General features: G+C 65.3%; 20 protein-coding genes. 14 read left to right on the top strand and 6 right to left on the bottom strand.

What is annotated here, in order from left to right:
* Positions 1 to 194: integrase core domain-containing protein (locus AC1DYU_RS15465; RefSeq protein WP_476792396.1), on the top strand; the 194-nt coding region annotated here is incomplete at its 5' end.
* Between the two features lie 318 nt (positions 195 to 512).
* Here the strand turns inward: AC1DYU_RS15465 and AC1DYU_RS15460 are convergent.
* The 5 genes from AC1DYU_RS15460 to AC1DYU_RS15440 all read right to left on the bottom strand — a co-directional run bounded on the left by AC1DYU_RS15460 (position 513) and on the right by AC1DYU_RS15440 (position 6,492).
* A complete protein-coding gene (locus AC1DYU_RS15460; protein WP_158487597.1) occupies positions 513 to 1,664 on the bottom strand; it encodes a peptidoglycan binding domain-containing protein in 1,152 nt (383 codons plus the stop codon).
* Between the two features lie 759 nt (positions 1,665 to 2,423).
* Entirely contained in the window at positions 2,424 to 3,704 is a 1,281-nt protein-coding gene (locus AC1DYU_RS15455) for a TRAP transporter large permease (RefSeq protein ID WP_476792395.1), read from the bottom strand.
* Positions 3,701 to 4,279 carry a TRAP transporter small permease gene (locus AC1DYU_RS15450; protein ID WP_158487599.1) on the bottom strand — a complete coding sequence of 193 codons (579 nt, stop codon included), beginning with the start codon at positions 4,277 to 4,279 and terminating at the stop codon, positions 3,701 to 3,703. Before AC1DYU_RS15450 ends, AC1DYU_RS15455 begins: the two co-directional genes overlap by 4 nt.
* A 100-nt stretch (positions 4,280 to 4,379) precedes the next feature.
* Entirely contained in the window at positions 4,380 to 5,399 is a 1,020-nt protein-coding gene (locus AC1DYU_RS15445) for a TRAP transporter substrate-binding protein (protein ID WP_476792394.1), read from the bottom strand.
* Between the two features lie 73 nt (positions 5,400 to 5,472).
* On the bottom strand, positions 5,473 to 6,492 hold the full coding sequence (locus AC1DYU_RS15440) for a DctP family TRAP transporter solute-binding subunit (RefSeq protein ID WP_476792393.1): 1,020 nt from the start codon (positions 6,490 to 6,492) through the stop codon (positions 5,473 to 5,475).
* 118 nt (positions 6,493 to 6,610) lie between these two features.
* Between AC1DYU_RS15440 and AC1DYU_RS15435 the strand changes: the two genes are divergently transcribed.
* From AC1DYU_RS15435 to mmsB, 13 genes are all read left to right on the top strand, one after another.
* On the top strand, positions 6,611 to 7,360 hold the full coding sequence (locus AC1DYU_RS15435) for a FadR/GntR family transcriptional regulator (RefSeq protein WP_476792392.1): 750 nt from the start codon (positions 6,611 to 6,613) through the stop codon (positions 7,358 to 7,360).
* 205 nt (positions 7,361 to 7,565) lie between these two features.
* The gene (locus tag AC1DYU_RS15430) at positions 7,566 to 8,765 is read left to right on the top strand and encodes a mandelate racemase/muconate lactonizing enzyme family protein (protein ID WP_476792391.1); all 1,200 of its coding nucleotides are present in this window, start codon (positions 7,566 to 7,568) and stop codon (positions 8,763 to 8,765) included.
* Positions 8,766 to 8,994: 229 nt separating this feature from the next.
* Positions 8,995 to 9,948 carry a galactofuranose ABC transporter, galactofuranose-binding protein YtfQ gene (gene ytfQ / locus AC1DYU_RS15425; RefSeq protein WP_476792413.1) on the top strand — a complete coding sequence of 318 codons (954 nt, stop codon included), beginning with the start codon at positions 8,995 to 8,997 and terminating at the stop codon, positions 9,946 to 9,948.
* A gap of 75 nt (positions 9,949 to 10,023) precedes the next feature.
* Positions 10,024 to 11,580 (top strand): sugar ABC transporter ATP-binding protein, encoded by a 1,557-nt coding sequence (locus tag AC1DYU_RS15420; protein ID WP_476792390.1) that lies wholly within the window; start codon positions 10,024 to 10,026, stop codon positions 11,578 to 11,580.
* Between the two features lie 13 nt (positions 11,581 to 11,593).
* Positions 11,594 to 12,577 carry an ABC transporter permease gene (locus AC1DYU_RS15415; protein ID WP_476792389.1) on the top strand — a complete coding sequence of 328 codons (984 nt, stop codon included), beginning with the start codon at positions 11,594 to 11,596 and terminating at the stop codon, positions 12,575 to 12,577.
* Entirely contained in the window at positions 12,574 to 13,560 is a 987-nt protein-coding gene (gene yjfF / locus AC1DYU_RS15410) for a galactofuranose ABC transporter, permease protein YjfF (protein ID WP_476792388.1), read from the top strand. The genes AC1DYU_RS15415 and yjfF overlap by 4 nt, the downstream gene beginning before the upstream one ends.
* Positions 13,557 to 14,351, top strand: a complete 795-nt coding sequence (locus AC1DYU_RS15405; RefSeq protein ID WP_158486975.1) for a FadR/GntR family transcriptional regulator — start codon at positions 13,557 to 13,559, stop codon at positions 14,349 to 14,351. The genes yjfF and AC1DYU_RS15405 overlap by 4 nt, the downstream gene beginning before the upstream one ends.
* 8 nt (positions 14,352 to 14,359) lie before the next feature.
* The gene (locus AC1DYU_RS15400) at positions 14,360 to 15,286 is read left to right on the top strand and encodes a dihydrodipicolinate synthase family protein (protein ID WP_476792387.1); all 927 of its coding nucleotides are present in this window, start codon (positions 14,360 to 14,362) and stop codon (positions 15,284 to 15,286) included.
* A complete protein-coding gene (locus AC1DYU_RS15395; protein ID WP_476792386.1) occupies positions 15,283 to 16,209 on the top strand; it encodes a Gfo/Idh/MocA family protein in 927 nt (308 codons plus the stop codon). Before AC1DYU_RS15400 ends, AC1DYU_RS15395 begins: the two co-directional genes overlap by 4 nt.
* Complete coding sequence (locus AC1DYU_RS15390) at positions 16,203 to 17,105, top strand: SMP-30/gluconolactonase/LRE family protein (protein WP_476792385.1); 903 nt, start codon at positions 16,203 to 16,205, stop codon at positions 17,103 to 17,105. The genes AC1DYU_RS15395 and AC1DYU_RS15390 overlap by 7 nt, the downstream gene beginning before the upstream one ends.
* 77 nt (positions 17,106 to 17,182) lie before the next feature.
* Positions 17,183 to 18,250, top strand: coding sequence for a multiple monosaccharide ABC transporter substrate-binding protein (gene chvE / locus AC1DYU_RS15385; RefSeq protein WP_476792384.1), 1,068 nt, complete (start codon positions 17,183 to 17,185; stop codon positions 18,248 to 18,250).
* A gap of 71 nt (positions 18,251 to 18,321) precedes the next feature.
* On the top strand, positions 18,322 to 19,857 hold the full coding sequence (mmsA, locus tag AC1DYU_RS15380) for a multiple monosaccharide ABC transporter ATP-binding protein (protein WP_476792383.1): 1,536 nt from the start codon (positions 18,322 to 18,324) through the stop codon (positions 19,855 to 19,857).
* Positions 19,854 to 21,044, top strand: coding sequence for a multiple monosaccharide ABC transporter permease (gene mmsB / locus AC1DYU_RS15375; protein WP_476792382.1), 1,191 nt, complete (start codon positions 19,854 to 19,856; stop codon positions 21,042 to 21,044). Before mmsA ends, mmsB begins: the two co-directional genes overlap by 4 nt.
* 70 nt (positions 21,045 to 21,114) lie before the next feature.
* On the opposite strand, the gene AC1DYU_RS15370 is transcribed toward mmsB, so the two are convergent.
* Complete coding sequence (locus AC1DYU_RS15370) at positions 21,115 to 22,554, bottom strand: NAD-dependent succinate-semialdehyde dehydrogenase (protein WP_476792381.1); 1,440 nt, start codon at positions 22,552 to 22,554, stop codon at positions 21,115 to 21,117.
* Between the last annotated feature and the right edge of the window lie 20 nt (positions 22,555 to 22,574).

The raw sequence follows: 22,574 nt of genomic DNA, 5'->3' as shown, positions 1-22,574 counted from the left end.
GCTTCATCGAGTCCTTCAACGGCAAGTTCCGGGCCGAGTGCCTGAACACGCACTGGTTCATGAGCCTTGACGACGCCCGGGCAAAAATGGAGGCTTGGCGTAGAGACTACAACGAGGTCCGGCCACACAGCGCCATCGGCAACAAGCCGCCGATATCGCTGATGAACGGCTCTCCGGCGCCCCCGCCGGCATGAGCCCTAACCCCGGAAGATTCCAGCTCGCGCTGGCCCAAAATCGGGGAGCACGTCATAACCCCGGAAGATTCCAGCTCGCGCTGGCCCAAAATCGGGGAGCACGTCATAACCCCGGAAGATTCCAGCTCGCGCTGGCCCAAAATCGGGGAGCACGTCAATGAAACTCAGGACTCTCCCTCAGGTCGGAGGAGAAATGGGTCTCAGGTCAATCGCTACGCCACCGGGGGCGTTAACCGGACCGGCCTATCCCGGGGTTGGCCGGTTTCTCGTTTTCCGCTGAAACCTCGAGCCGGCTTTCGGGCCGGCAGTGGTTGCGGTTCAGCTCATGAAGTTCTCCCAAATGAAGTCGCCGATCTTTTCGCCGGCATAGGCATCGAGCATGTCGCTCCACTCGACGAAGACTTTAAGTGGCGTTTGCCGCATGCGACCAACAAGTGCATTCAGCTTGCTCGCATCCAGTTCCCCCTTCTTGAACGAAATGAGGATCGTCTCGCCGATGGTCACGAGGGAATCGACGGCATTCTTGCCGGCACCGATCGGATTCACGGCGTTGAGATAGCGGAACAGGTTGATCACGATCGGGTCGGCCCTCAGGCTCGGTGCATAATCAAAAGCAAGGCCCTGTATGGCATCGATGACAGCGGCCCAAGGCACGAGCATGCCCATTACCGTTCCGTAGACTTCAGCCAGAGCCGGGCCATAGCGCCCATTTCGGGCATGAATCATGACTTCCACCGCGCAGGCTGCAACTCCGAGAACGTTCAGGATCTTGCCAAGTTTGGCCAGCCTCGCGACTGCGGCTGCAAATGCCGGGCTGCCCTTTGAAGCGGCCAACAAATTCGAAAGGAGCTTGAGATCGCATAGCGGCGAATTTGCATACTCTTTGAACACGCGGAAGATCAGCTGAGCATCGGCACCTGCTGCACTGAAGCCCTTGATCGCATAACCGAAGTCCGCGGCCCACTGCACGGAACCGACACCGTTCATGATGTTCTTGATGAGCTTGAAATTGTCGCTCTGAACGAACAGCTCGATGACCGCGAGCGCGACAGGCGAGCCGGCGCTCGCGGCCGACTGGCGCATCTTGTCGAGCATCAGCTTTTCGTTGCTGGATGCCCCATCGGGATACGGTGCGCCACCAGCGCCCGGTGTCCCTGGCGCGGGTGTGGCACCCGGCTTGTTGGCAGCACCCGACCACCTGGCGATGGAGGCTGTGTTGTTCAACGCCCTGAGGGTGGCTCCACCAACGTCAACCTTCGCATCCGGCTGGGCGACGCCCATCGCATTCCTCTGGAAATCGAGGATCATCTGCTCGGTTTTCGGACCGCTCCGACCATCAACCACCAGCGGAACGCGCGGCGGCATCATGAGCACGTTCAGGCGCAGCTGGATCGCGCGGACGTCGTTTGCGTCGTTTCTGGCCTTCCAGCCAACGCTGCCGCGAAGCGTGATGATGTGAAGGCCGGCCATGTGCGTTCTCCTCGATTGGCATCTGCGATGACCAAACGTTAGGCTCCCCGTCGGAGGTAGGAAGTTCCGGAGGGAACAGGCTGGAAACCTGTCTCGGGCCACGTCTTGCTCGCGTGCTCTGCCGACTGCCGGCAAGGTCGATGTCACAATCGAAAGCGCATCTAGTTATCGATTGAGATCTCTGACGTTTGCCGCTTTGATTCTCGGCGGATAGCCAAATAGGAACAGGGAGACGCGCCACAAGCCGAAGTCCATGTGCCGCCCGAAAGCGGACATTCTCATTAGGCCCTCTGCCGATGAAAGGCCGAATGAAGCAACCGGCGAAATGGATTCAGTGGCTCCCGGCACCTGGTGGGAACTGCAATCTTCGGTCCGCGTTGCCGAGCCAGGCAGGACGCGCCCTGAAAATCCGGACGTTTTCCGCTCTGATCACCGTCGCGATCGCGATGGGTGCCTGCAACACGACTGAGCAGCGGGTTGGAGGAGCTGCAGTCGGTGGCTGGTACAGGCGCTGCAGTAGGTGGACCAGTGGGCGCGGTTGTCGGAGCGGCCGGTGTCGTTACGGCGCCAACGGTCGTGCAGGGGACGCGACGCGCGACACAGCGCCGCTGACGAAACATTCACGACCCATGCAACCTGCCATAACGAGATTAGCTGGCTACCTTCTCTATTGAAGCATCATCCGCAGTGCGTCGAGAGCAGCCATCAACGTCCGTCCTGGAGGCGGGCATTCGCGATCCGCTCCACGCGTGCAGCGCCTCAGCGCGACATCATCTGCAGCGGCCACATGACGATCTGCGGGAAGATGATCAGCAAGGCGAGGACGGTGATCTGCGCGATCATGAAGGGCATGACGCCCTTGATGACGCCGGTCATCGGCACCTTGGCGACGCCGCAGACCACGTTGAGCACCGTGCCGACCGGCGGCGTGACCAGCCCGATCGCGTTGTTCATGATGAACAGGACGCCGAAATAGACCGGGTCGATGCCCGCCTGCTTGACCACCGGCATCAGCACCGGGGTCATGATCAGCACCGTCGGCGTGAAGTCGAGCGCCGTGCCGACGATCAGGACCATGACCATCAGCACCGCGGTCATCAGCATCTTGTTGCCCATGAAGGGCTGGACCATGTCGGCGACCTGCTGGGGAATGTTCGCCGTCGTGATCAGCCAGGCCGAGACGCCGGCGGCTGCGACCAGGAACATGATCACCGCCGTGGTTTCGGCAGCCCGGTACATCAGATTGAACAGGTCGGAAAACTTGATCTCGCGATAGATGAAGAGGCCGACGAAGAGCGAATAGGCAGCCGCAATGACGGCGGCTTCCGTCGGCGTGAACAGGCCGATCTTCAGGCCGCCGATGATGACGACGGGCAGCACCAGCGCCCAGAGCGCGTTGCGTGTTTCGGTGAAGCGCTCGGCCATTGTCTTCTTGGGCTCGACGCGCGGGTTGTCGCGCGTGATGCTCCAGCGCCAGGCCAGCATGATCGCGACGCCCATCATGATACCCGGCACGATGCCGGCGATGAAGAGCTTGGTGATCGAGACCCCGCCGGTGACGCCGAAGATGATCATACCGATCGAGGGCGGGATCACCGGCGCGATGATGCCGCCGCAGGCGATCAGGCCGCAGGAGCGGTTGATATCGTAGCCGGCATTGCGCATCAGCGGGATCAGCACGGAGGCGAGCGCCGCAGTATCGGCGACGGCGGAACCGGAGAGCGACGCCATGATCACCGCCGCGATCACAGCGACATAGCCCAGGCCGCCGCGGATATGGCCGATCCAGGCCATCGCCATCGTGATGATGCGGCGCGTCATGCCGCCGGCGTTCATCAGCTCGCCGGCGAGCATGAAGAAGGGAACAGCCAGCAGCGGGAAACTGTTGGCGCCGTCCCACATGTTCTGGATGACGATCTGCGGGTCGTTGATGCCCATATAGAGCATCATCGCGAGGCCGCAGCCGATCAGCGCGAAGGCGACCGGCATGCCGAGCGCCATCAGGCCCAGCAGCGAGGAGATGAAGACGAAGACGATCATGGCTTGGCTCCTCCAGCCATATGCGCCTTCATGTCGCGCTCGGCCTCGAGGCCCTCGGTCAGCCCCTCCTCGTGGACGTCGATCAACTCGTCGTCGCGGACTTTGCCCTGCGCCAGACGGAGCAGGTTCGACAGGCAGATCAGCGCGATGGCGGCGCCGGTCACATAGCTCACGCCATAGACCCAGAGCATGCTGATCTGCGCCACCGGGGACGCATTGCCGGCGATGATGTCGTGCTGCAGCCAGGTGCCGTAGAAGATGAACAGGGCGCAGATGAACATGATGACCTGGCTGATCGCCCAGCAGACCTTGCGGCCGAAGATCGGCAGGGCCTGAACGACCATGTCGACGCCGAGATGGCTGCGCCGGTGCAGGCCGATGATGCCGCCGAGAAAGGTCATCCAGACGAAAGCAAAGCGGGGCATCTCCTCGGAGAGGTCGATGCCGGTGTTGAAGAACAGCCGCAGCACGACGTTCCCGAACACCATGACCAGCATCACGCTCATGCAGAGCACGAGGATGATCTCGATGAGGCGGTAAAATCCCCTCACGGCTTTATCGAGCACATCGCTCATCTGACTTGACCTTGCTGGGCATGCGGCAGGATCGGCCGGCAGCGTGCCGGCCTGAAATGCGGACGGCCGGCACGAGGCCGGCCGTCGCGGTCTTGGGCGATCAGTTGGTGCTGGCCGTGCGGGCCTTGGCGATCTCGGCCATGAAGCCGGTGACGAATTCGTCGCCGATCTGGGCCTTGAACTTCTCCACCACCGGCTTGACCTTGTCCTGGACCTTTTTCAGATCTTCGGTCGAGACCTGATCGACGGTCACGCCAGCGTCCTTGAACTTGGCGATGACGTCGCGATCACCCTCGTCGAGCAGCTTGCGTTGAAGCAGGCCGGCCTCGACGGCCGCCTTCTGGACGCCGGCCTTGTCGCTGGCCGAGAGCGTGTCCCAGAACTTTTTCGAGGCGACGAGGGCGACCGGCGTGTAGACGTGGTTCGTCACGGAGATGTATTTCTGCACCTCCTGCATCTTGTTCGCCCACATGTGCTGCAGCGGGTTCTCCTGCCCATCGAGCGCCTTGACCTCGAGAGCGGTGAACACTTCGGAGAAGGCCATCGGAACCGCGTTCGCGCCGATCGTCTTCCAGGTGTCGAGAGCAACCGGGTTGGCCATCACGCGCAGCTTCAGGCCGCTGACGTCCTCGGCCGTCTTCACCGAGCGGCGGCTGTTGGAGAGGTTGCGGAAGCCCATGCCGGTCCAGGTCAGGCCGACCAGCCCGCTCGGCTCGATCTTGTCGAAGATCGCCTTGGACGACGGACCATCGAGTACCGCATAGACCTCTTTCACGTTCTGGAACAGGAACGGAAGATCCCAGACCTGAACCTCCTTCACGCGCGTCGAAAGCGGCGCGAGCGTGCCGATATAGAATTCCTGGCTGCCGGCCTGGACGGCCTGGAGCTGCTTCTCGTCGCTGCCGAGCATGGCCGAGTGGAACGGCTGGATCTTCACATTGCCATTCGTGTAGGTGCTCGCCAGCTCGGTGAACTTGTTCACTGCGGCGGACTGCGGATGGGTGTCGGGCATCGCATGCCCGATCTTGGCCTTGACCTCGGCAAAGGCGACGGTGGAGCCAAGCAAGGCAGCGGTCAGCGCGGCAACGAAGCCGGCTCGCGTCAAAGTCGTGTTGTTCACGGTTTCATCTCCCAATCGGCTCTTGATGGGCTCGCTATACAGCCCATCTCCTGGCCTGCCTACGGATTGGCTCTCATTTTCGCTGCTTTTTGATTTCGCCGTAGAAGTCGTTGACGAAGGCGGCGCCGATCACCTGGGTGTTCTTCTCGATGACGGGCCGGATCGCCACGCGGATCGCATCCAGCTCCGAAGCCGGCATTTCGGTCGCGACCATGCCCCTGGCCTTGAGCTCCTTGAGCACGTCGACGGCTTCGCGCAACTCGGCCTCGCGCTGGAAGGCACGCGTGGTCTCCGCGGCGGCCTGCACCGCGGCTTGCTGCTGCGGCGTCAGCGAGATCCAGAAGCGCCTCGAGGCGACCAGCGCCACCGGCGTGTAGACATGGTTGGTGACCGTGATGTGCTTTTGCACCTCGAACATCTTGTTGGCGTACATATCGACGAAGGGATGCTCGTAGCCGTCGAGCGCCTTGGTCTCCAGCGCCGTATAGACCTCGGTGAAGGCCATCGGCACGGCGTTCATGCCCATCGCATTGAAGCTCGCCAGAGCCATCGGGCTCTGCATGACGCGAACCTTCAGGCCCTTCATGTCGGCCAGGGACGCAACCGGACGCTTGCTGTTGGAAAAATTGCGGAAGGCGCCTCCGGACCAGGTCAGGCCCTGCATGTTCATATCGGACAGGCCGTCGAGCAGACGGCGGCCCGCCGGGCCGTCGAGAACGGCCGCGGCCTCGGCGTCGCTGGCGAACAGGAACGGAAAGTCGAAGATCTGCAGCTCTTTCTTCCGGGTCGCGATCGGCGAGAGCGCGCCCATGTAGAAATCGACCGTGCCCGATTGGACCGCGATGAGCATCTTCTCTTCGGAACCGAGCGTCGCATTGCCGAAGACCTCGATCTTGACGCTGCCATTGGTTGCCTTGGCGACCTCTTCGGCAAAGCGCTTCATCGCGGCCGCGCGAGGATGGGAATCGGTGAAGGAATGACCGAGCTTGGCGGTCTTCGCCTCCTGAGCGATTGCCGGTGCAGCGAGAACGACAGCAGCCGCGACGACTCCCGCCACGCATCCCAATACAGCCCGGCGCGTACCCTGGATCATCTCGTCCTCCATCCGGAAAGCGCTCTGAAGAGGCGCCATTGCGCGCCAGATAATCGGATGGCTGTCAGCTTGTCAAACAACTGGCAACATGACAATGTTCCCGCATCGAGGGAGTATCATGCTGCTGTCATCTATCGGTTCGCGGCCAAACCTGGCCGCCGACGCCGCCGCCGCGATGGCGGGATCGATCCGCAAGGGTCACCTGCAGCCCGGCGCGCGCTTGCCGTCCGAGACGGAACTGGCACGGCAGCTTGGCGTCAGCCGGCCCGTCGTGCGCGAGGCCATCGCCTATCTCAAGGCCGACGGCATCGTCGAAAGCCGGCGCGGGCTTGGGCTCTTCGTCAACCAGCAGGACTCGCTGCGGCTTCGCCGCGCGGAGATCTCGGCGTCGGAACAGTCGATCCTGGTGTTCCTGGAGTTCCGGCTCGGGCTGGAGGTCGAGGCCGCGCAGCTGGCGTCGCTTCGCCATACGCCCGAGGAACTCGACCGCATCGAGGCGATCGCGGCGGAGATGAACGCGGCCGACGACAGGGGAGAGGACAGCGCCTCCCATGATCTCGCCTTTCATATCGCCATCGCGAATGCCGCGCATAATCCGCTCTTCCTGAGCGTCCTGGAGTTCGTGTCGGGGCCCCTGCTCGATTCGATCAGGAGCATGCGAGACAGGGATCGCGGCGATCACACCAACATCGCGATCCGCCGGGCCGATCATGCCGCGGTTCTGGACCGCATCCGGGCCAAGGACCCCGACGGGGCCGGCGAAGCGATGCGCAAGCATATCGGGGAATCATACCGGAGATACGCCGCGAAAATGTTCGACGACGGCGGTGCTCCGGCCCATCCCGCCTTGCAGCCGAACCGCCCATAGGATCCAGCCGCTTGTCTGATCTGTTTGACCTCGCGGCCGGTCGGGCGGCTCGCCGGACGCTGCGTCCATCCGGTCTCCTTGGCGTCCGACGATGCGGGCGGCTGCATGAACTCCGTGCCGTAGGCGGCCTGGACCGTCCAACCGAGAACGCCGCTGCGCTGCCCATGCAGCCCCTAAATCGAAAAATCCATCAGGAACCCGTGCCATGAAGATCACCGCGATCGAGACGTTGCGGACGGAAGAGTTCGCCAATGTGCTGTGGGTGCGCGTGCACACCGATGCCGGGATCATCGGGCTGGGCGAGACCTTCTACGGCGCCGGCGCGGTCGAGTCGCATCTGCACGACACGCTGGCGATGCGGCTGCTCGGCAAGAACCCGCTGCATATCGAGGCGCTGCACAAGGAGATGACCAACCTGCCGATGGCGCAGGCCTCGACCGGCGTCGAATCCCGCGCGACCTCGGCGGTCGACATCGCGCTGTGGGACGTCTTCGGCAAGGTCTGCGGCCAGCCGGTGCATCAGATGCTCGGCGGCCTGTGCCGCGACAAGCAGCGCATCTACAACACCTGCGCCGGCTACAATTATGTCCGCTCGCACAACATCAAGCCGGTCTCGACCTGGAATCTCGGCGAGACCGAAGGTCCCTATGAGGATCTCGACGGCTTCATGAACCGCGCCGATGCGGTGGCCGAGAGCCTGCTGGAGAGCGGCATCACGGCGATGAAGATCTGGCCGTTCGATCCGGCGGGAATCGAGAACCAGGGCCTGTTCATCACGCCCGAGCAGATGCGCCGGGCTTGCGAGCCCTTCGAGAAGATCCGCAAGGCCGTCGGCGACAAGATCGAGATCATGGTCGAGCTGCATTCGCTCTGGAACCTGCCGACCGCGATCAAGATCGCCCGCGTGCTCGAGCAGTACGAGCCGAGCTGGTACGAGGAYCCGATCCGGATGAACTCGCCGCAGGCGCTGGCCGARTTCGCGCGCTCGACSACSGTGTCGGTCTGCGCCAGCGAGACGCTGGGCTCGCGCTTYCCCTACAAGGAGATGCTCGACCGCGACGCGATGCACATCGTCATGGCCGATYTGTGCTGGACCGGCGGGTTGACCGAAGGCCGCAAGATCGCSGCGATGGCSGAAACCTATCACCGCCCCTTCGCGCCGCATGACTGCATCGGCCCGGTCGGCTTCATCGCGGCGATCCACGCCTCGTTCAGCCAGCCCAACACGCTGATCCAGGAATCGGTGCGCGCCTTCTACACCGGCTGGTACAACGAACTCGTCACCACCATGCCCACGATCAAGGACGGCCATGTCCTGCCGATGGAAGGACCCGGGCTCGGCGTCGAACTCCTCCCCGCCGTCTTCAAACGCTCCGACCTCACCGTCCGACGCTCCAGCCTGTGAGAACCAAACCGCCCCCGGTATCGATTTCGCCTTAACGCAGACCAATGACCTCGCTAGCTTGGCAGGCCGCGCTTCGCGGCCTGAAGCGGCCTTCCGCATGCCGGGCGCGCATTAGTAAGATAGTATGACTATTTACAGCTTCAAACGAGCCCGGTAGAACAGGGGTGCGCACGTAGAGGCGCCTCGATTCATAATCATCCGGGAGAAGCTCATGCGCCGTCCTACATCCATGACCATGCTGCTTGCCGCGACCATGCTGGCCGGCGGTCTCAATGCCGTCAACGCGGCGGAACTCACCGTCGGCTTTTCGCAGATCGGCTCGGAATCGGGCTGGCGCGCGGCCGAGACGTCGGTCTCCAAGAGCGAGGCCAAGAAGCGCAACATCACGCTCAAGATCGCCGATGCCCAGCAGAAGCAGGAAAATCAGATCAAGGCGATCCGTTCCTTCGTCGCCCAGGGCGTCGACGCGATCTTCCTGGCTCCGGTCGTCTCGACCGGCTGGGATTCCGTGCTGAAGGAAGCCAAGGAAGCCAAGATTCCCGTCATCCTGCTCGACCGCGACATCGATCCGGCGGGCAAGGATCTCTACCTCACCGCCGTGACCTCCGACAGCGTGCATGAGGGCGAGGTTGCCGGCAAGTGGCTCGCCAAGACGGTCGGCACGAAGCCGTGCAACGTCGTCGAACTGCAGGGCACGGTCGGCGCCAGCGTCGCGACCAACCGCAAGAAAGGCTTCGACACGGCGATCGCGTCGACCTCCAACATCAAGGTCGTGCGCAGCCAGACCGGCGACTTCACCCGCGCCAAGGGCAAGGAGGTGATGGAGAGCTTCATCAAGGCCGAGGGCGGGGGCAAGTCGATCTGCGCCGTCTATGCACATAATGACGACATGATGGTCGGCGCGATCCAGGCCATGAAGGAAGCCGGGCTGAAGCCGGGCAAGGATGTGCTCACCGTCTCGATCGATGCGGTGCCCGACATCTTCAAGGCGATCGCTGCCGGCGAGGCCAATGCGACGGTCGAGCTGACCCCCGACATGGCCGGCCCCGCCTTCGACGCGCTGACCGCCTACAAGGCCAAGGGCACCGTTCCGCCCAAGTGGATCCAGACGGAATCGAAGCTCTATACCGCGGCCGACGATCCGCAGAAGGTCTACGACTCCAAGAAGAACCTCGGCTACTGAGGGCGCACGCCCCCTATTCCTGAGCTTATTCCCACGGCCGCGCCCATCGGCGCGGCCTTAGTGGAGTGCGTGCCGATGTCCCCGTCTCCGTCCCCGACAGCTGCTACCGCTGCCACGCCGCTCCTGGCCGTGCGCGGCCTGTCCAAGTCCTTCGCGGGCTTCCCGGCGCTCGACGGCGTCGACGTCACGCTGCGGCATGGCGAAATCCATGCGCTGCTCGGCGAGAACGGCGCCGGCAAATCGACCTTCATCAAGGCCATCACCGGCGTCGTCACGCGCGATGCCGGGACGGTGACGCTTGGCGGCGTGCCGGTCGCGCCGCGTTCGGCCGACGAGGCGTTGAAGGCGGGCATCGCGACGGTCTATCAGGAGGTCAATCTGCTGCCGAATCTGACGGTGGCGCAAAATCTCTTTCTCGGCCGGCAGCCGACCCGCTTCGGGCTGGTGCACGAGGCCGAGATGCGGCGCCGCTCGATCGCGCTCTTGCGCGATTTCGACCTCGATATCGATGTCGGCGCGCCCCTGGGCGACTATTCAGTCGCCGTGCAGCACCTCGTCGCCATCGCGCGGGCCGTCGACATGTCGGCCCGCATCCTGATCCTGGACGAGCCGACGGCGAGCCTCGACGCCCATGAGGTCGAGATCCTGTTCCGCGTCATGCGCAACCTCGCCGGCAAGGGGCTCGGCATCCTTTTCGTCACCCATTTCCTCGACCAGGTCTATGCGATTACCGACCGCATCACCGTGCTGCGCAATGGCAGGCTCGTCGGCGAGCGCGAGACGGCGGCGCTGCCCCGCATGGAGCTGATCCGGATGATGCTGGGCCGCGAGCTCAGCGAGGCTGCCTCGGAGCATCCGGCCAAGGCCGCCACCGAGGCCGCGCCCGACGCGGGCGGTGCGATCCGGTTCGAGGGCTTCGGCAAGGCGGGCTATGTCGCGCCCTTCGATCTCGCCTTGGCGAGCGGCCAGGTCGTGGGGTTGGCCGGTCTGCTCGGCTCGGGCCGCACGGAGACCGCGCGCCTGCTCTTCGGGGTGGAGAGTGCCGATCACGGCCGGCTCACGATCGACGGCGAAGCCGTGCGCCTGGCCTCGCCGCGCGACGCGATCAGGCACGGCTTCGGCTACTGCCCGGAGGAGCGCAAGACCGAGGGCATCGTCGCCGAACTCACCGTGCGCGAGAACATCGTGCTGGCGCTGCAGGCCAGGCGCGGCGCGCTGCATCCGCTGTCGCGGCGCGAGCAGGACGCGATCGCGCAGCGTTTTATCACCATGCTCGACATCCGCCCGCCCGACCCCGAGCGCCCGATCGGGCTGCTCTCGGGCGGCAACCAGCAGAAGGCGCTGCTGGCGCGCTGGCTTGCAACGGAGCCGCGCCTGCTCATTCTGGACGAGCCGACGCGCGGCATCGATGTCGGCGCCCATGCCGAGATCATCCGCCTGATCCGGCAGCTCTGCACGGAAGGCCTCGCTCTCGTCGTCATCTCGTCGGAGCTGGAGGAGATCGTGAGCTATGCCGACCGGGTGATCGTGATGCGCGACCGCAGGCAGACCGCCGTGCTGGAGGGCGAGGCTGTGAACGTCACCGCCATCCTGCAGGCGATCGCCGCCGATACCCCCCCGCTTGCGGCGTGATGGAGCGGCCCCGATGAGATTTCGACTGCCCCGCAAGGGCCTGCCCCAGATCGCGGCCTTCGTCGTCGTCCTGCTGATCAATTTTGCCGTCTCGCCGCAGTTCTTCGACATCAGACTGCAGGACGGCCGTCTGTTCGGCAGCTTCATCGACGTATTCAATCGCGGTGCGCCGGTGGCGCTGTTGTCCCTGGGCATGGTGCTGGTTGTGGCGACCCGCGGCATCGACCTGTCAGTCGGAGCGGTGATGGCGATTGCGGGCGCGATCGCCGCAACGCTGGCCGATACGCACGCTCTGCCGGTCGTGCTGCTGGCTGCCCTGGGCGCCGGGCTGCTGTGCGGGCTCTGGAACGGCATCCTCGTCGCCGTGCTCGGCATCCAGCCGATCATCGCGACGCTGATCCTGATGGTCGCCGGGCGGGGCATCGCGCAGCTGATCACCGAGGGGAGGATCGTCACCTTCACCTCGCCCGAGCTCGCCCGGTTCGGTGGCGGCGCGATCCTGGGGCTGCCGGTGCCGGTGGTGCTGACGGCGTCCGTGCTGGCGGTGGCGGTGATTGCCATCCGCGGCACCGCGCTCGGGCTGCTGATCGAGGCGACCGGCGCCAATGCCCGCGCCAGCGCTCTCGCCGGCATCGAGACGCGCACGACCACGATCGCGGTCTATGTCTGGAGCGGATTTTGCGCCGCCCTGGCGGGCATCGTCGCCGCCGCCGACATCCTGGGCGCGGACGCTAACAATGCCGGGCTCTGGCTCGAGCTCGATGCCATCCTGGCCGTCGTCATCGCCGGCAGTTCGCTGCTGGGCGGCCGCTTCAGCCTGGCGCTGGCGGTGCTCGGTGCGCTGACCATCCAGGCGATGAACACCGGCATCCTGCTGGCCGGCTTCAGGCCCGAGTTCAACCTCGTGGTGAAGGCGGTGGTCGTCCTGCTGGTGTTGCTGGCGCAATCGCCGCGCCTGTCGGGCGTCGCCCTCCTGCTGGCCCGGAGACCGGCATGACGCGCTATCTCCCGGTCATCGTCACCGCCGCCGTCTTCGCGCTCGGCTACGCGATCTGCGCGCTGCAGTTCCCGGCCTTCCTGTCGACCCGCGTGATCGCCAATCTGCTGACCGACAACGCTTTCCTCGGCATTCTGGCGGTGGGCATGACCTTCGTCATCATCTCGGGCGGCATCGACCTGTCGGTCGGTTCGGTGGTGGGGTTCACCACGGTCTTTCTCGCGCTTGCGATCGAGACATGGGGCATTCCCCCGCTGGCGGCGTTCATGCTCGTGCTGTTCGTGGCGACACTGTTTGGCGCCACGATGGGGGCGCTCATCCAGGGCTTCGACATGCCGCCGTTCATCGTGACGCTGGCGGGCATGTTCCTGGCGCGTGGTGCGAGTTTCCTGTTGTCGACGGAGTCGATCCCCGTCACGGCGCCGCTCTACAGCGCGGTCTCGGACTTCGCCTTCCGTTTGCCGGGCGGTGGCCGGCTGAGCGTGGTCGGCATGGTCATGCTGGCGGTCTTCTTCGCCGGCGGCATTGCGCTGCACCTCACGCGTTTCGGGGCCAATGTCTATGCGCTGGGCGGCAGCCGGGTCTCCACCGGGCTGATGGGGATCACGGTGGGCCGGCACACGGTCGCGATCTACGCGCTGTCGAGTTTCCTGGCGGGCCTGTCGGGCATCGTGTTCTCGCTCTACACCTCGTCGGGCTATTCGCTCTCGGCCGTCGGCGTCGAACTCGACACGATCGCCGCCGTGGTGATCGGCGGCACGCTTCTGACCGGCGGGCACGGCTTCATGATCGGGACGTTCCTGGGCGTCCTCATGCAGGGCCTGATCCAGACCTACATCAATTTCGACGGCACCTTGTCGAGTTGGTGGACCAAGATCGTGACCGGCGTCCTGCTGTTCGCCTTCATCGCGTTCCAGCAGGCGACGCTGGCCCTCGCTCGCCGCTCAGTGCGCGGCGCCACTGCCAAAGGGGCCACTCCATGAAACCCGGACTCGTCGCGGTTCCCGAACGGCGGGAACACTCCAATCACGCCGAGGTGGCGCGGATGGTCGCACTCGACATCATCGCCGGCCGCGCCAAGGAGGGTGCCAAGCTCGCCGGCGATGCCGAACTGATGCTGCGCTTCGGCGTCTCGCGCCCGGTGCTGCGCGAAAGCGTGAAGACGCTCGTCGCCAAGGGCCTGCTGACCACCAAGGCACGGGTGGGCACGGTGGTGCGCGAGCGCGCCGCCTGGAACATGTTCGACGCCGACCTGCTCGCCTGGCACCTTCAGGCCGGGATCGACCGCCGCTTCCTCGACGATCTCGCTGAAATCCGGCTGGCGGTCGAGCCTCGCGCGGCAGCCCTGGCCGCGGAGCGCAGAACCGAAGCCGATCTCTCCGCGATGCGCGCCGGTTTGGCCGCGATGCAGCGCGAGCCGTCCGATTCCGTCGCGTTCGCTGAAGCCGATCTCGCGCTTCACGTGGCTGTCGCCAATGCCTCGGGCAATCCGTTCATGCGCTCGGTCGGCGGCGTCATCGACGTTGCGCTGCGGGCATCGTTCCTGCTGAGCGCGCCGGTCGAGGAACCCGAGCGGGACATCGTCATCATCGCGCATCGCAAGATTGTCGATGCCATCGCGGCCCGCGACGTCGAGGGTGCGGCCGAGGCCATGGTGGGGGTCATCTTCAACGGATTGCGCCGCCACGGCGCGACGCGCACCGAAACCTCCGGGCGGCTCGCCGGTCCACACCATCTCATCGCCCCGTCCCACCTCCTGACAAACAAAGATTGAGCCCGGCCATGCCCGCAGCAACCAGACCCTATCGCGGCGTCTTCCCCGTCGTACCGACCATCTTCCACGACGACGGCACGCTCGATCTGGAGGGGCAGCGCCGCTGCCTCGACTTCATGATCGACGCCGGCTCGAACGGGCTGTGCATTCTGGCGAACTTCTCCGAGCAATTCGTGCTGACCGATGCCGAGCGCGACGCGGTGATGGATGCGGCGCTCGACCATGTCGCAGGCAGGGTGCCGGTCATCGTGACGACGACGCATTTCGGCAGCGCGGTCTGCGCCGAGCGCTCGCGCCGCGCGCAGGACAAGGGCGCGGCCATGGTGATGATCATGCCACCCTATCACGGCGCGACCTTCCGGGTCGGCGAAGCGGCGATCGAAGCTTTCTTCCGCCGCGTCTCGGATGCGATCTCGATCCCGATCATGATCCAGGACGCGCCGGTGGCCGGCACGCCGCTCTCGCCCGCCTTCCTGGCAAAGCTCGCCCGCGAGATCGAGAACGTCTCCTATTTCAAGATCGAGGTCGCCCAAGCCGCCGCCAAGCTGCGCACGCTGCTCGAACTTGGCGGCGAGACGATCGAAGGGCCCTGGGACGGCGAGGAGGCGATCACGCTGATGGCCGATCTCGATGCCGGAGCGACCGGCGCGATGACCGGCGGCGGCTATCCCGACGGCATCCGCCAGATCGTCGATCCCTATTTCGCCGGGCGCCGCGAGGAGGCCATGGCGGCTTATGCGCGCTGGCTGCCGCTGATCAATTATGAGAACCGCCAGACCGGCCTGTCGGCTGCCAAGATTCTGATGAAGGCGGGCGGCATCATCGGCTCGGCGGCCTTGCGTCATCCACTCGAGCTGCCTCACCCTGCGACGCAGGCCGGGCTGATCGAGATCGCCCAAAGCCTCGACGCCGCCGTGCTGCGCTGGAGCAAATGAGCATGCTGCGCCTCGCCATCGTCGGATTGGGCAAGATCGCCCGCGACCAGCATCTGCCGGCCGTGGCGGGCCTGCCCGATATCGCGGTTGCAGCTGTCGTCAGCCGCAATGCCGTGCTGGATGGCGTGCCCTGCTTTGAAACCCTCGAAGAGCTGTTCGCCTCCGATGTCGCGGTCGACGCGGTGGCACTGTGCACGCCGCCCCAGGTGCGACGGGCCCAGGCTGCGCTCGCTCTGGCGGCCGGCAAGCATGTCATGCTGGAAAAGCCGCCGGGGGCAACCGTCAGCGAGCTTGCGCCGCTGATCGCCACTGCGCGGATCAAGGGCCTGACGCTGTTTGCGACCTGGCATTCCCGCCATGCGCCGGCCGTCGAGCCGGCGCGAGCCTTTCTCGCCGCGAATCGTCCGTTATCGGTCAGGATCGACTGGCGCGAGGATGTGCGGGTCTGGCATCCCGGCCAGGACTGGATTTTCGAGGCCGGCGGGCTCGGCGTGTTCGATCCCGGCATCAACGCGCTGTCGATCCTGACCCGCATCCTGCCGCGCCCGCTGTTTCTCCGGGCTTCCGAGCTCGCCTTCCCCGCCAACCGCGATGCGCCGATCGCGGCCGAACTCGACCTTGCCGACGAGGCCGGCCTGCCGATCCGGGCAGAGTTCGATTTCCTGCAGAGCGGCCCGCAGAGCTGGGACATGCGCATCGAGACGGAGGGCGGCACGCTGCTGCTATCGGCAGGTGGCGCGAAACTCGACCATGACGGGCGCCCGCTCGTCGATGAGCCGGAGGCGGAGTATCCGGCACTGTATCGCCGCTTCGCCGATCTCGTCTCGCGGCGGGAGAGCGATGTCGATCTGGCGCCGCTGCAATTGGTGGCCGATGCTTTTTTGCTCGGGAAGCGCCGAGGCGTGGAGGCCTTCACATGGTGAGTGCGACACAGGCCATCGTGCCCGCTCCCGCGCTGCTGGGCGAGACACGCTGTCATCTCGGCGAAGGTCCGGCCTATGACGCCGCGACCGACACCGCCTTCTGGTTCGACATTCTGGAGCGCAAGCTGTTCGAGGCCGATCTTGCGATCGGCTCGGTCGAAAGCCACGCCATGCCGCTGATGGCCTCGGCGCTCGCGATGGTCGACGACGAGCGCCAACTGGTCGCCACCGAAAGCGGGCTCTATCTCCGCGCCCGCCTGGATGGCGCGATGACACTGTTTCGCGCGGTCGAGGCCGACGACGCCACGACGCGCTCAAACGATGCGCGTGCGCATCCTTGCGGCGCCTTCTGGTTCAGCATGATGGGCAAGGGTGCAAAGCCCGGCGCGGCCTCGATCTATGCCTTGTCGGACGGCGAGGTCGTGCGGCTTTTTTCGGGGCTGACGATTCCCAACGCGATCTGCTTCTCGGCAGACGGCACGCAGGGCTTCTTCTCCGACACGGCGCGAAACGCGCTTTACCGGGTGCCGCTGGATCCCGCGACGGGTCTGCCGCGCGAGGCGCCATCGCCGCTTCGCCTGTCCGATGACGGCGAAGGGCTCGACGGCGCGGTGATCGATCGCGACGGACTGATCTGGATCGCCCGCTGGGGTGGCGCACGGATCGATGCCCTCACGGATCAGGGCGAGACCGTCCGCAGTCTTTCCGTGCCGGCGCGCCAGCCGAGCTGCCCCGTTTTCGTCGGCAAGGCCTTCAACCGCCTGCTGGTCACCAGCGCGCGAGAGGGGCAGGATGAAGCTGCCCGCGCCGCCGATCCTCAGGGCGGTGCGACCTTCTTGCTTACGCCCGACGCGATCGGAAAGCCTGAGCCTCGCGTCAGGCTGGGCGCGCACTGACAGTCCCCGCACCGACGATGCAAACCCGACCAAGACCGCGACCAAGCGGCGACCAACACCCAACCAAGGAGAAGACGATGGCACTCAGGATCACGACGCTTCTTTCCGCTCTCGCGCTGGGCGCGGTTGCCTTTGCGGGGCCCGCGCTGGCGCAATCCAAGCCCACCGTCGGCATCGCCATGCCGACGAAATCATCCGCCCGCTGGATCGCGGACGGCGACAACATCGTGAAGGTGCTGAAGGAACGCGGCTACAACACCGATCTGCAATATGCCGAGGACGACATCCCCAACCAGCTCTCGCAGATCGAGAACATGGTCACCAAGGGGGCGAAGGTACTCGTGATCGCCGCCATCGACGGCACCACCCTGTCCGACATCCTGCAGCAGGCGGCGGCGGCCGGGACCAAGGTCATTGCCTATGACCGACTGATCCGGAATTCGCCGAACGTCGATTATTACGCCACCTTCGACAACTTCAAGGTCGGCGTCCTGCAGGCGCAGACGCTGGTCAAGGGGCTGGGCCTGCCCGAGGCGAAGGGGCCGTTCAACATCGAGCTGTTCGGCGGCTCGCCCGACGACAACAACGCCTATTTTTTCTATGACGGCGCGATGTCGGTGCTGAAGCCGTTCATCGACTCCAAGCAACTCGTCGTCGCCAGCGGCCAGATGGGCATGGACAAGGTCTCGACGCTGCGCTGGGACGGTGCGACCGCCCAGGCGCGCATGGATAACCTGCTCAGCGCCTACTACAACAACAAGCGCATCGACGCGGTGCTTTCGCCCTATGACGGCATCTCGATCGGCATCCTGTCCTCGCTGAAAGGTGTCGGCTACGGCTCGGGCTCGATGAAGATGCCGTTCGTTTCGGGCCAGGACGCCGAGGTTCCCTCGGTCAAGTCCATCCTCGCCGGGGAACAGTATTCGACCATCTTCAAGGACACCCGCGAACTCGCCAAGGTCACGGCCGATATGGTCGATGCCATGCTGAGCGGCAAGGAGGTGCAGGTCAACGACACCAAGACCTACAACAACGGCCGCAAGACCGTGCCGTCCTACCTGCTGACGCCCGTCGCGGTCGACAAGTCGAACTGGGAATCGGTCCTGATCACCTCCGGCTACTACAAGGCCGGGCAGATCAAGTAACGCGACACCCTCGCGTGCGGCCCCGCCCCCGGGGCGGGGCCGTCGATCCATCCGGTCGCGGAGCAGAGCGAATGAATCCGATCCTGGCCATGCGCGGCATCAGCAAGGCGTTCGCGGGCGTGAAGGCCCTGAGCGACGTCTCGTTCTCGGTCGAACCCGGCGAGATTCACGCCGTCGTCGGCGAGAACGGCGCGGGCAAGTCGACCCTGATGAAGGTGCTGAGCGGCGTCTATCCGCATGGGTCCTATGACGGCGCCATCGTCTTCGACGGGGAAGAGCGGCGCTTTCGCGACATCAATGATTCCGAGGCGCTCGGCATCATCATCATCCATCAGGAACTGGCGCTGATCCCGCTGCTCTCCATCGCCGAGAACATCTATCTCGCCAATCCGCCGACGCGCATGGGCGTGATCGATCGCGAGGCGGTCTATCGCGGCGCCCAGGCGCTGCTGGCGAAGGTCGGCCTCAATGAGGCACCCGATGCCCGCGTGATCGATCTTGGCGTCGGGAAGCAGCAGCTCGTCGAGATCGCCAAGGCGCTGTCGAAGGACGTGCGCCTGCTGATCCTGGACGAGCCGACCGCCAGCCTGAACGAGCGCGACAGCGAGGCGCTGCTCGACCTGCTGGTCGAACTGCGCGCACAGGGCATCTCCTCGATCCTGATCTCGCACAAGCTCAACGAGGTCGCGCGCGTCGCCGATCATATCACCGTGCTGCGCGACGGGCGCAGCGTCGACACGCTCGACTGCCGCGCCGGCCCGGTCGAGGAAGACCGCATCATTCGCAGCATGGTCGATCGCGATCTCGAGCATCGCTATCCCCAGCGCGAGCCTGCTATCGGCGAGGTCATCTTCGCGGTGAAGGACTGGAGCGTCTTTCATCCGCAGGATGCCGGCCGGCGCATGGTCAAGGGCGTCGATTTCCATGTCAGGCGTGGCGAGATCGTCGGCATCGCCGGGTTGATGGGAGCGGGCCGGACCGAATTCGCGATGAGCGTCTTCGGCCGCTCCTATGGCCGTCAGATCAGCGGCACGGCGACGCTGGAGGGTCGCGAGGTCGACCTCTCGACGGTGCGCCGCGCCGTCGATGCCGGCCTCGCCTATGTCACCGAGGACCGCAAGGAGCTTGGGCTGATCCTGGCCGAGGACATCCGCAAGAACGTGACGCTGGCCAATCTGCCGGCGGTGGCACCCGGCGGCGTCATCGACGACATGGCCGAGCTCAAGGTGGCGGCGGGCTATCGCTCGCGGATGGGGATCCGCAGCGGCAGCGTCTATCAAGAGACCAGCCAGCTCTCGGGCGGCAACCAGCAGAAGGTCGTGCTGTCGAAATGGCTCTTCACCGAGCCCAAGGTGCTGATCCTGGACGAGCCGACGCGCGGCATCGACATCGGCGCCAAATACGAAATCTACTGCATCATCAACGAGCTGGCGGATTCAGGGCGCGGCGTCATCGTGATCTCCTCGGAAATGCCGGAGCTGCTGGGCATCTGCGACCGCATCTGCGTGATGAACGACGGCGCCTTCGTCGGCGAATTTTCCGCGCAGGACGCGAGCCAGGAAAACATCATGCGCGCCATCATGCGCAACGGAGAGGCCAGACCATGAGCGGCGAAACCTTGAGCGGCGGGCCGGCGCGTCCGGCCGGCAGCCACCTGAAGACGGGCCTGCGCGACTACGGCATGCTGATGTCGCTGGTGGCGATCATGCTGTTCTTCCAGGTCATGACAGGGGGCACGCTCCTGCGGCCACTGAACCTGACCAATCTCGTGCTGCAGAACAGCTTCATCGTCATCATGGCGCTTGGAATGCTGCTCGTCATCGTCACCGGCCATATCGACCTGTCGGTCGGTTCGGTGGCGGGTGCGGTCGGCGCGGTCGCCGCCGTGCTGATGGTGCGCTACGAGATGCATTTCGTGCCGGCCGCGCTGATCTGCCTGGCGCTGGGCGCCCTGATCGGCGCTGCGCAGGGCTATTGGGTCGCTTATTTCAAGATCCCGTCCTTCATCGTGACACTTGCAGGCATGCTCGTATTCAAGGGGCTGGCGCTGGCGATCCTGCAGGGCCAATCGCTGGGGCCGTTCCCGGCGACCTTCCAGAAGCTGTCCTCGGGCTTCATTCCCGAACTGGTGCCGGAAGCAGGCGCGCTCTATCCGACCTCGCTGGCGATCGGGGCCCTGCTGACGCTCGTGCTCGTGGTGCTCAACGTCAAGAGTCGCAAGCGGCAGGAAAGCCACGGGATTCCGGTGGAGCCGCAGGGCCTGTTCGTCGCCAAGAACCTCGCCTTCTCCGCCATCATCCTCTACGCGACCTATCTGATCGCCTCCTATCGCGGCCTGCCAAACGTGCTCGTGGTGATGGCGGTGCTGATCGCGCTCTATGCCTTCGTCACCACGCGGACCAGCATCGGCCGGCAAATCTACGCGGTCGGCGGCAATGCGCGCGCCGCCAAGCTCTCGGGTGTGCGGACGGAGTGGCTGACCTTCCTGACCTTCGTCAATATGGGCGTGCTTGCGGCTCTGGCGGGGCTCGTCTTCGCTGCGCGCCTCAACACCGCGACCCCGAAGGCGGGTCTGGGCTTCGAGCTCGACGTCATCGCTGCCTGCTTCATCGGCGGCGCTTCGGCCTATGGCGGCGTCGGCCGGGTCTCCGGCGCCGTGATCGGAGCGCTCATCATGGGCGTGATGAACAACGGCATGTCGATCCTCGGCATCGGCATCGACTACCAGCAGGTGATCAAGGGCCTGGTCCTGCTCGGCGCGGTGTGCCTCGACGTCTACAACCAGAAGCGTTGAGCAGGGCGTGACGATCAGCCCGGCCCATTGAATGTCGGGCCCCCACACCGGCCGCCGGGTCGAGGTCGTCTCATGTCGAGATGAAATGCGTCAGCTTGACGTTGAGATAGTCATGGATGGCCTGCCGGCCGCCTTCGCGTCCCATGCCGGAATGGTTGATGCCGCCGAACGGCGCCTCGGCATGGGCGATCATGAAGGTGTTGACCCCGACCATGCCGGCGCTGAGGCCTGCGCTGAGTGCCTCGGCATAGCGCTGGCTGCCGGTGAAGCCGTAGGCCGCAAGGCCGTAGGGGGTCGAGTTCGCCCGCGCAATCGCGTCGTCGAAGTCGCGGAAGGTGGCGATCGGCGCCAGCGGGCCGAAGGGCTCGTCGCGCATGATGCGGGCGTCGTCGGGCACATCGGAAAAGACCGTCGGCTCGAAGAAGAAGCCCTTGTTGCGCCTGGCCGGTCGGCGCCCGCCGGCGAGGCGCCGGGCGCCTGAAGCTTCCGTCTCGGCCGAGAGCGCCTCGACCCGGTCGCGCTGGCTGGCGAGCGTCAACGGGCCCATCGAGCTCGCCCGGTCCTGGCTGTCGCCCAACACCAGCGCCTCGGCCGCCTTGACCATGCCGCTGGCGAAGCGCTCGGCCAGGCTCTCATGCACATAGAAGCGGTTGGGTGCGATGCAGACCTGGCCGGCATTGCGGAATTTGAACAGCGCACACAACGTTGCAGCATTGTCGACGTCGGCATCCTCGCAGATCACCACGGGCGCATGGCCACCGAGCTCCATCGAGCAGCGCTTGACGGTCTTGGCGGCCTCGGCGAGCAGCATCTGGCCGACGCGCGTCGAGCCGGTGAGCGAAATCTTGCGGACCTCCTCGGCTGCCATCAGGAGCGGCGTGATCGTCTCGGCCGGGCCAAACAGCATCTGGACGGTGCCGGCAGGCGCGCCGCCTTCCGCACAGGCCTCCGCGATCAGGATCGAGGTCAGCGGCGTCTGCTCGGATGGGCGGCAGATGATCGGGCAGCCGGCGGCGAGTGCGGGTGCGATCTTGCGGGCGAGCAGGTTGATCGGGAAATTCCAGGCGGTGAAGGCGGCGACGATGCCGACCGGCTCCAGCGCCGTGGCGAGGCGCCCGCCCTGGCGCGAGGGAATCGTCTCGCCAAAAAGGCGCTCGGCCTCGCCGGCAAACCAGTCGAACTGCTCGATCGCGATCAGCACCTCGCCCTCGGATTGTGCGATCGGCCGGCCGATTTCATGGGAGAGCGCGCTCGCCAGCGCGCCCTTGCGCGCCTCCATCGCCCGGGCGATGCCGCGCAGGACTTTGGCCCGCTCCCAGCCATGCACCTTCGACCAGGTCTTGAGCGCGGCGCGCGCATGATGCAGCGCCTCCTCGACCTCGGCTGCGCCGGCGCGAGGCGCCGTCCAGAGCAACTCCTCCGTGCAGGGGTTGATAACCCGCAGGGGTTCGAGCGCGGTCTGCGTGCGGAATTCGCCGCCGATCAGTAGCTTGGGAATCAGGTCGGGCATGGAGCCTCCGGGCGGTTTTC

Source organism: Allobosea sp. P2_B12, from assembly GCF_056404835.1.
Note: the sequence above shows the minus strand (reverse complement) of the source record. Positions and strands in the feature narration are given on the sequence as shown.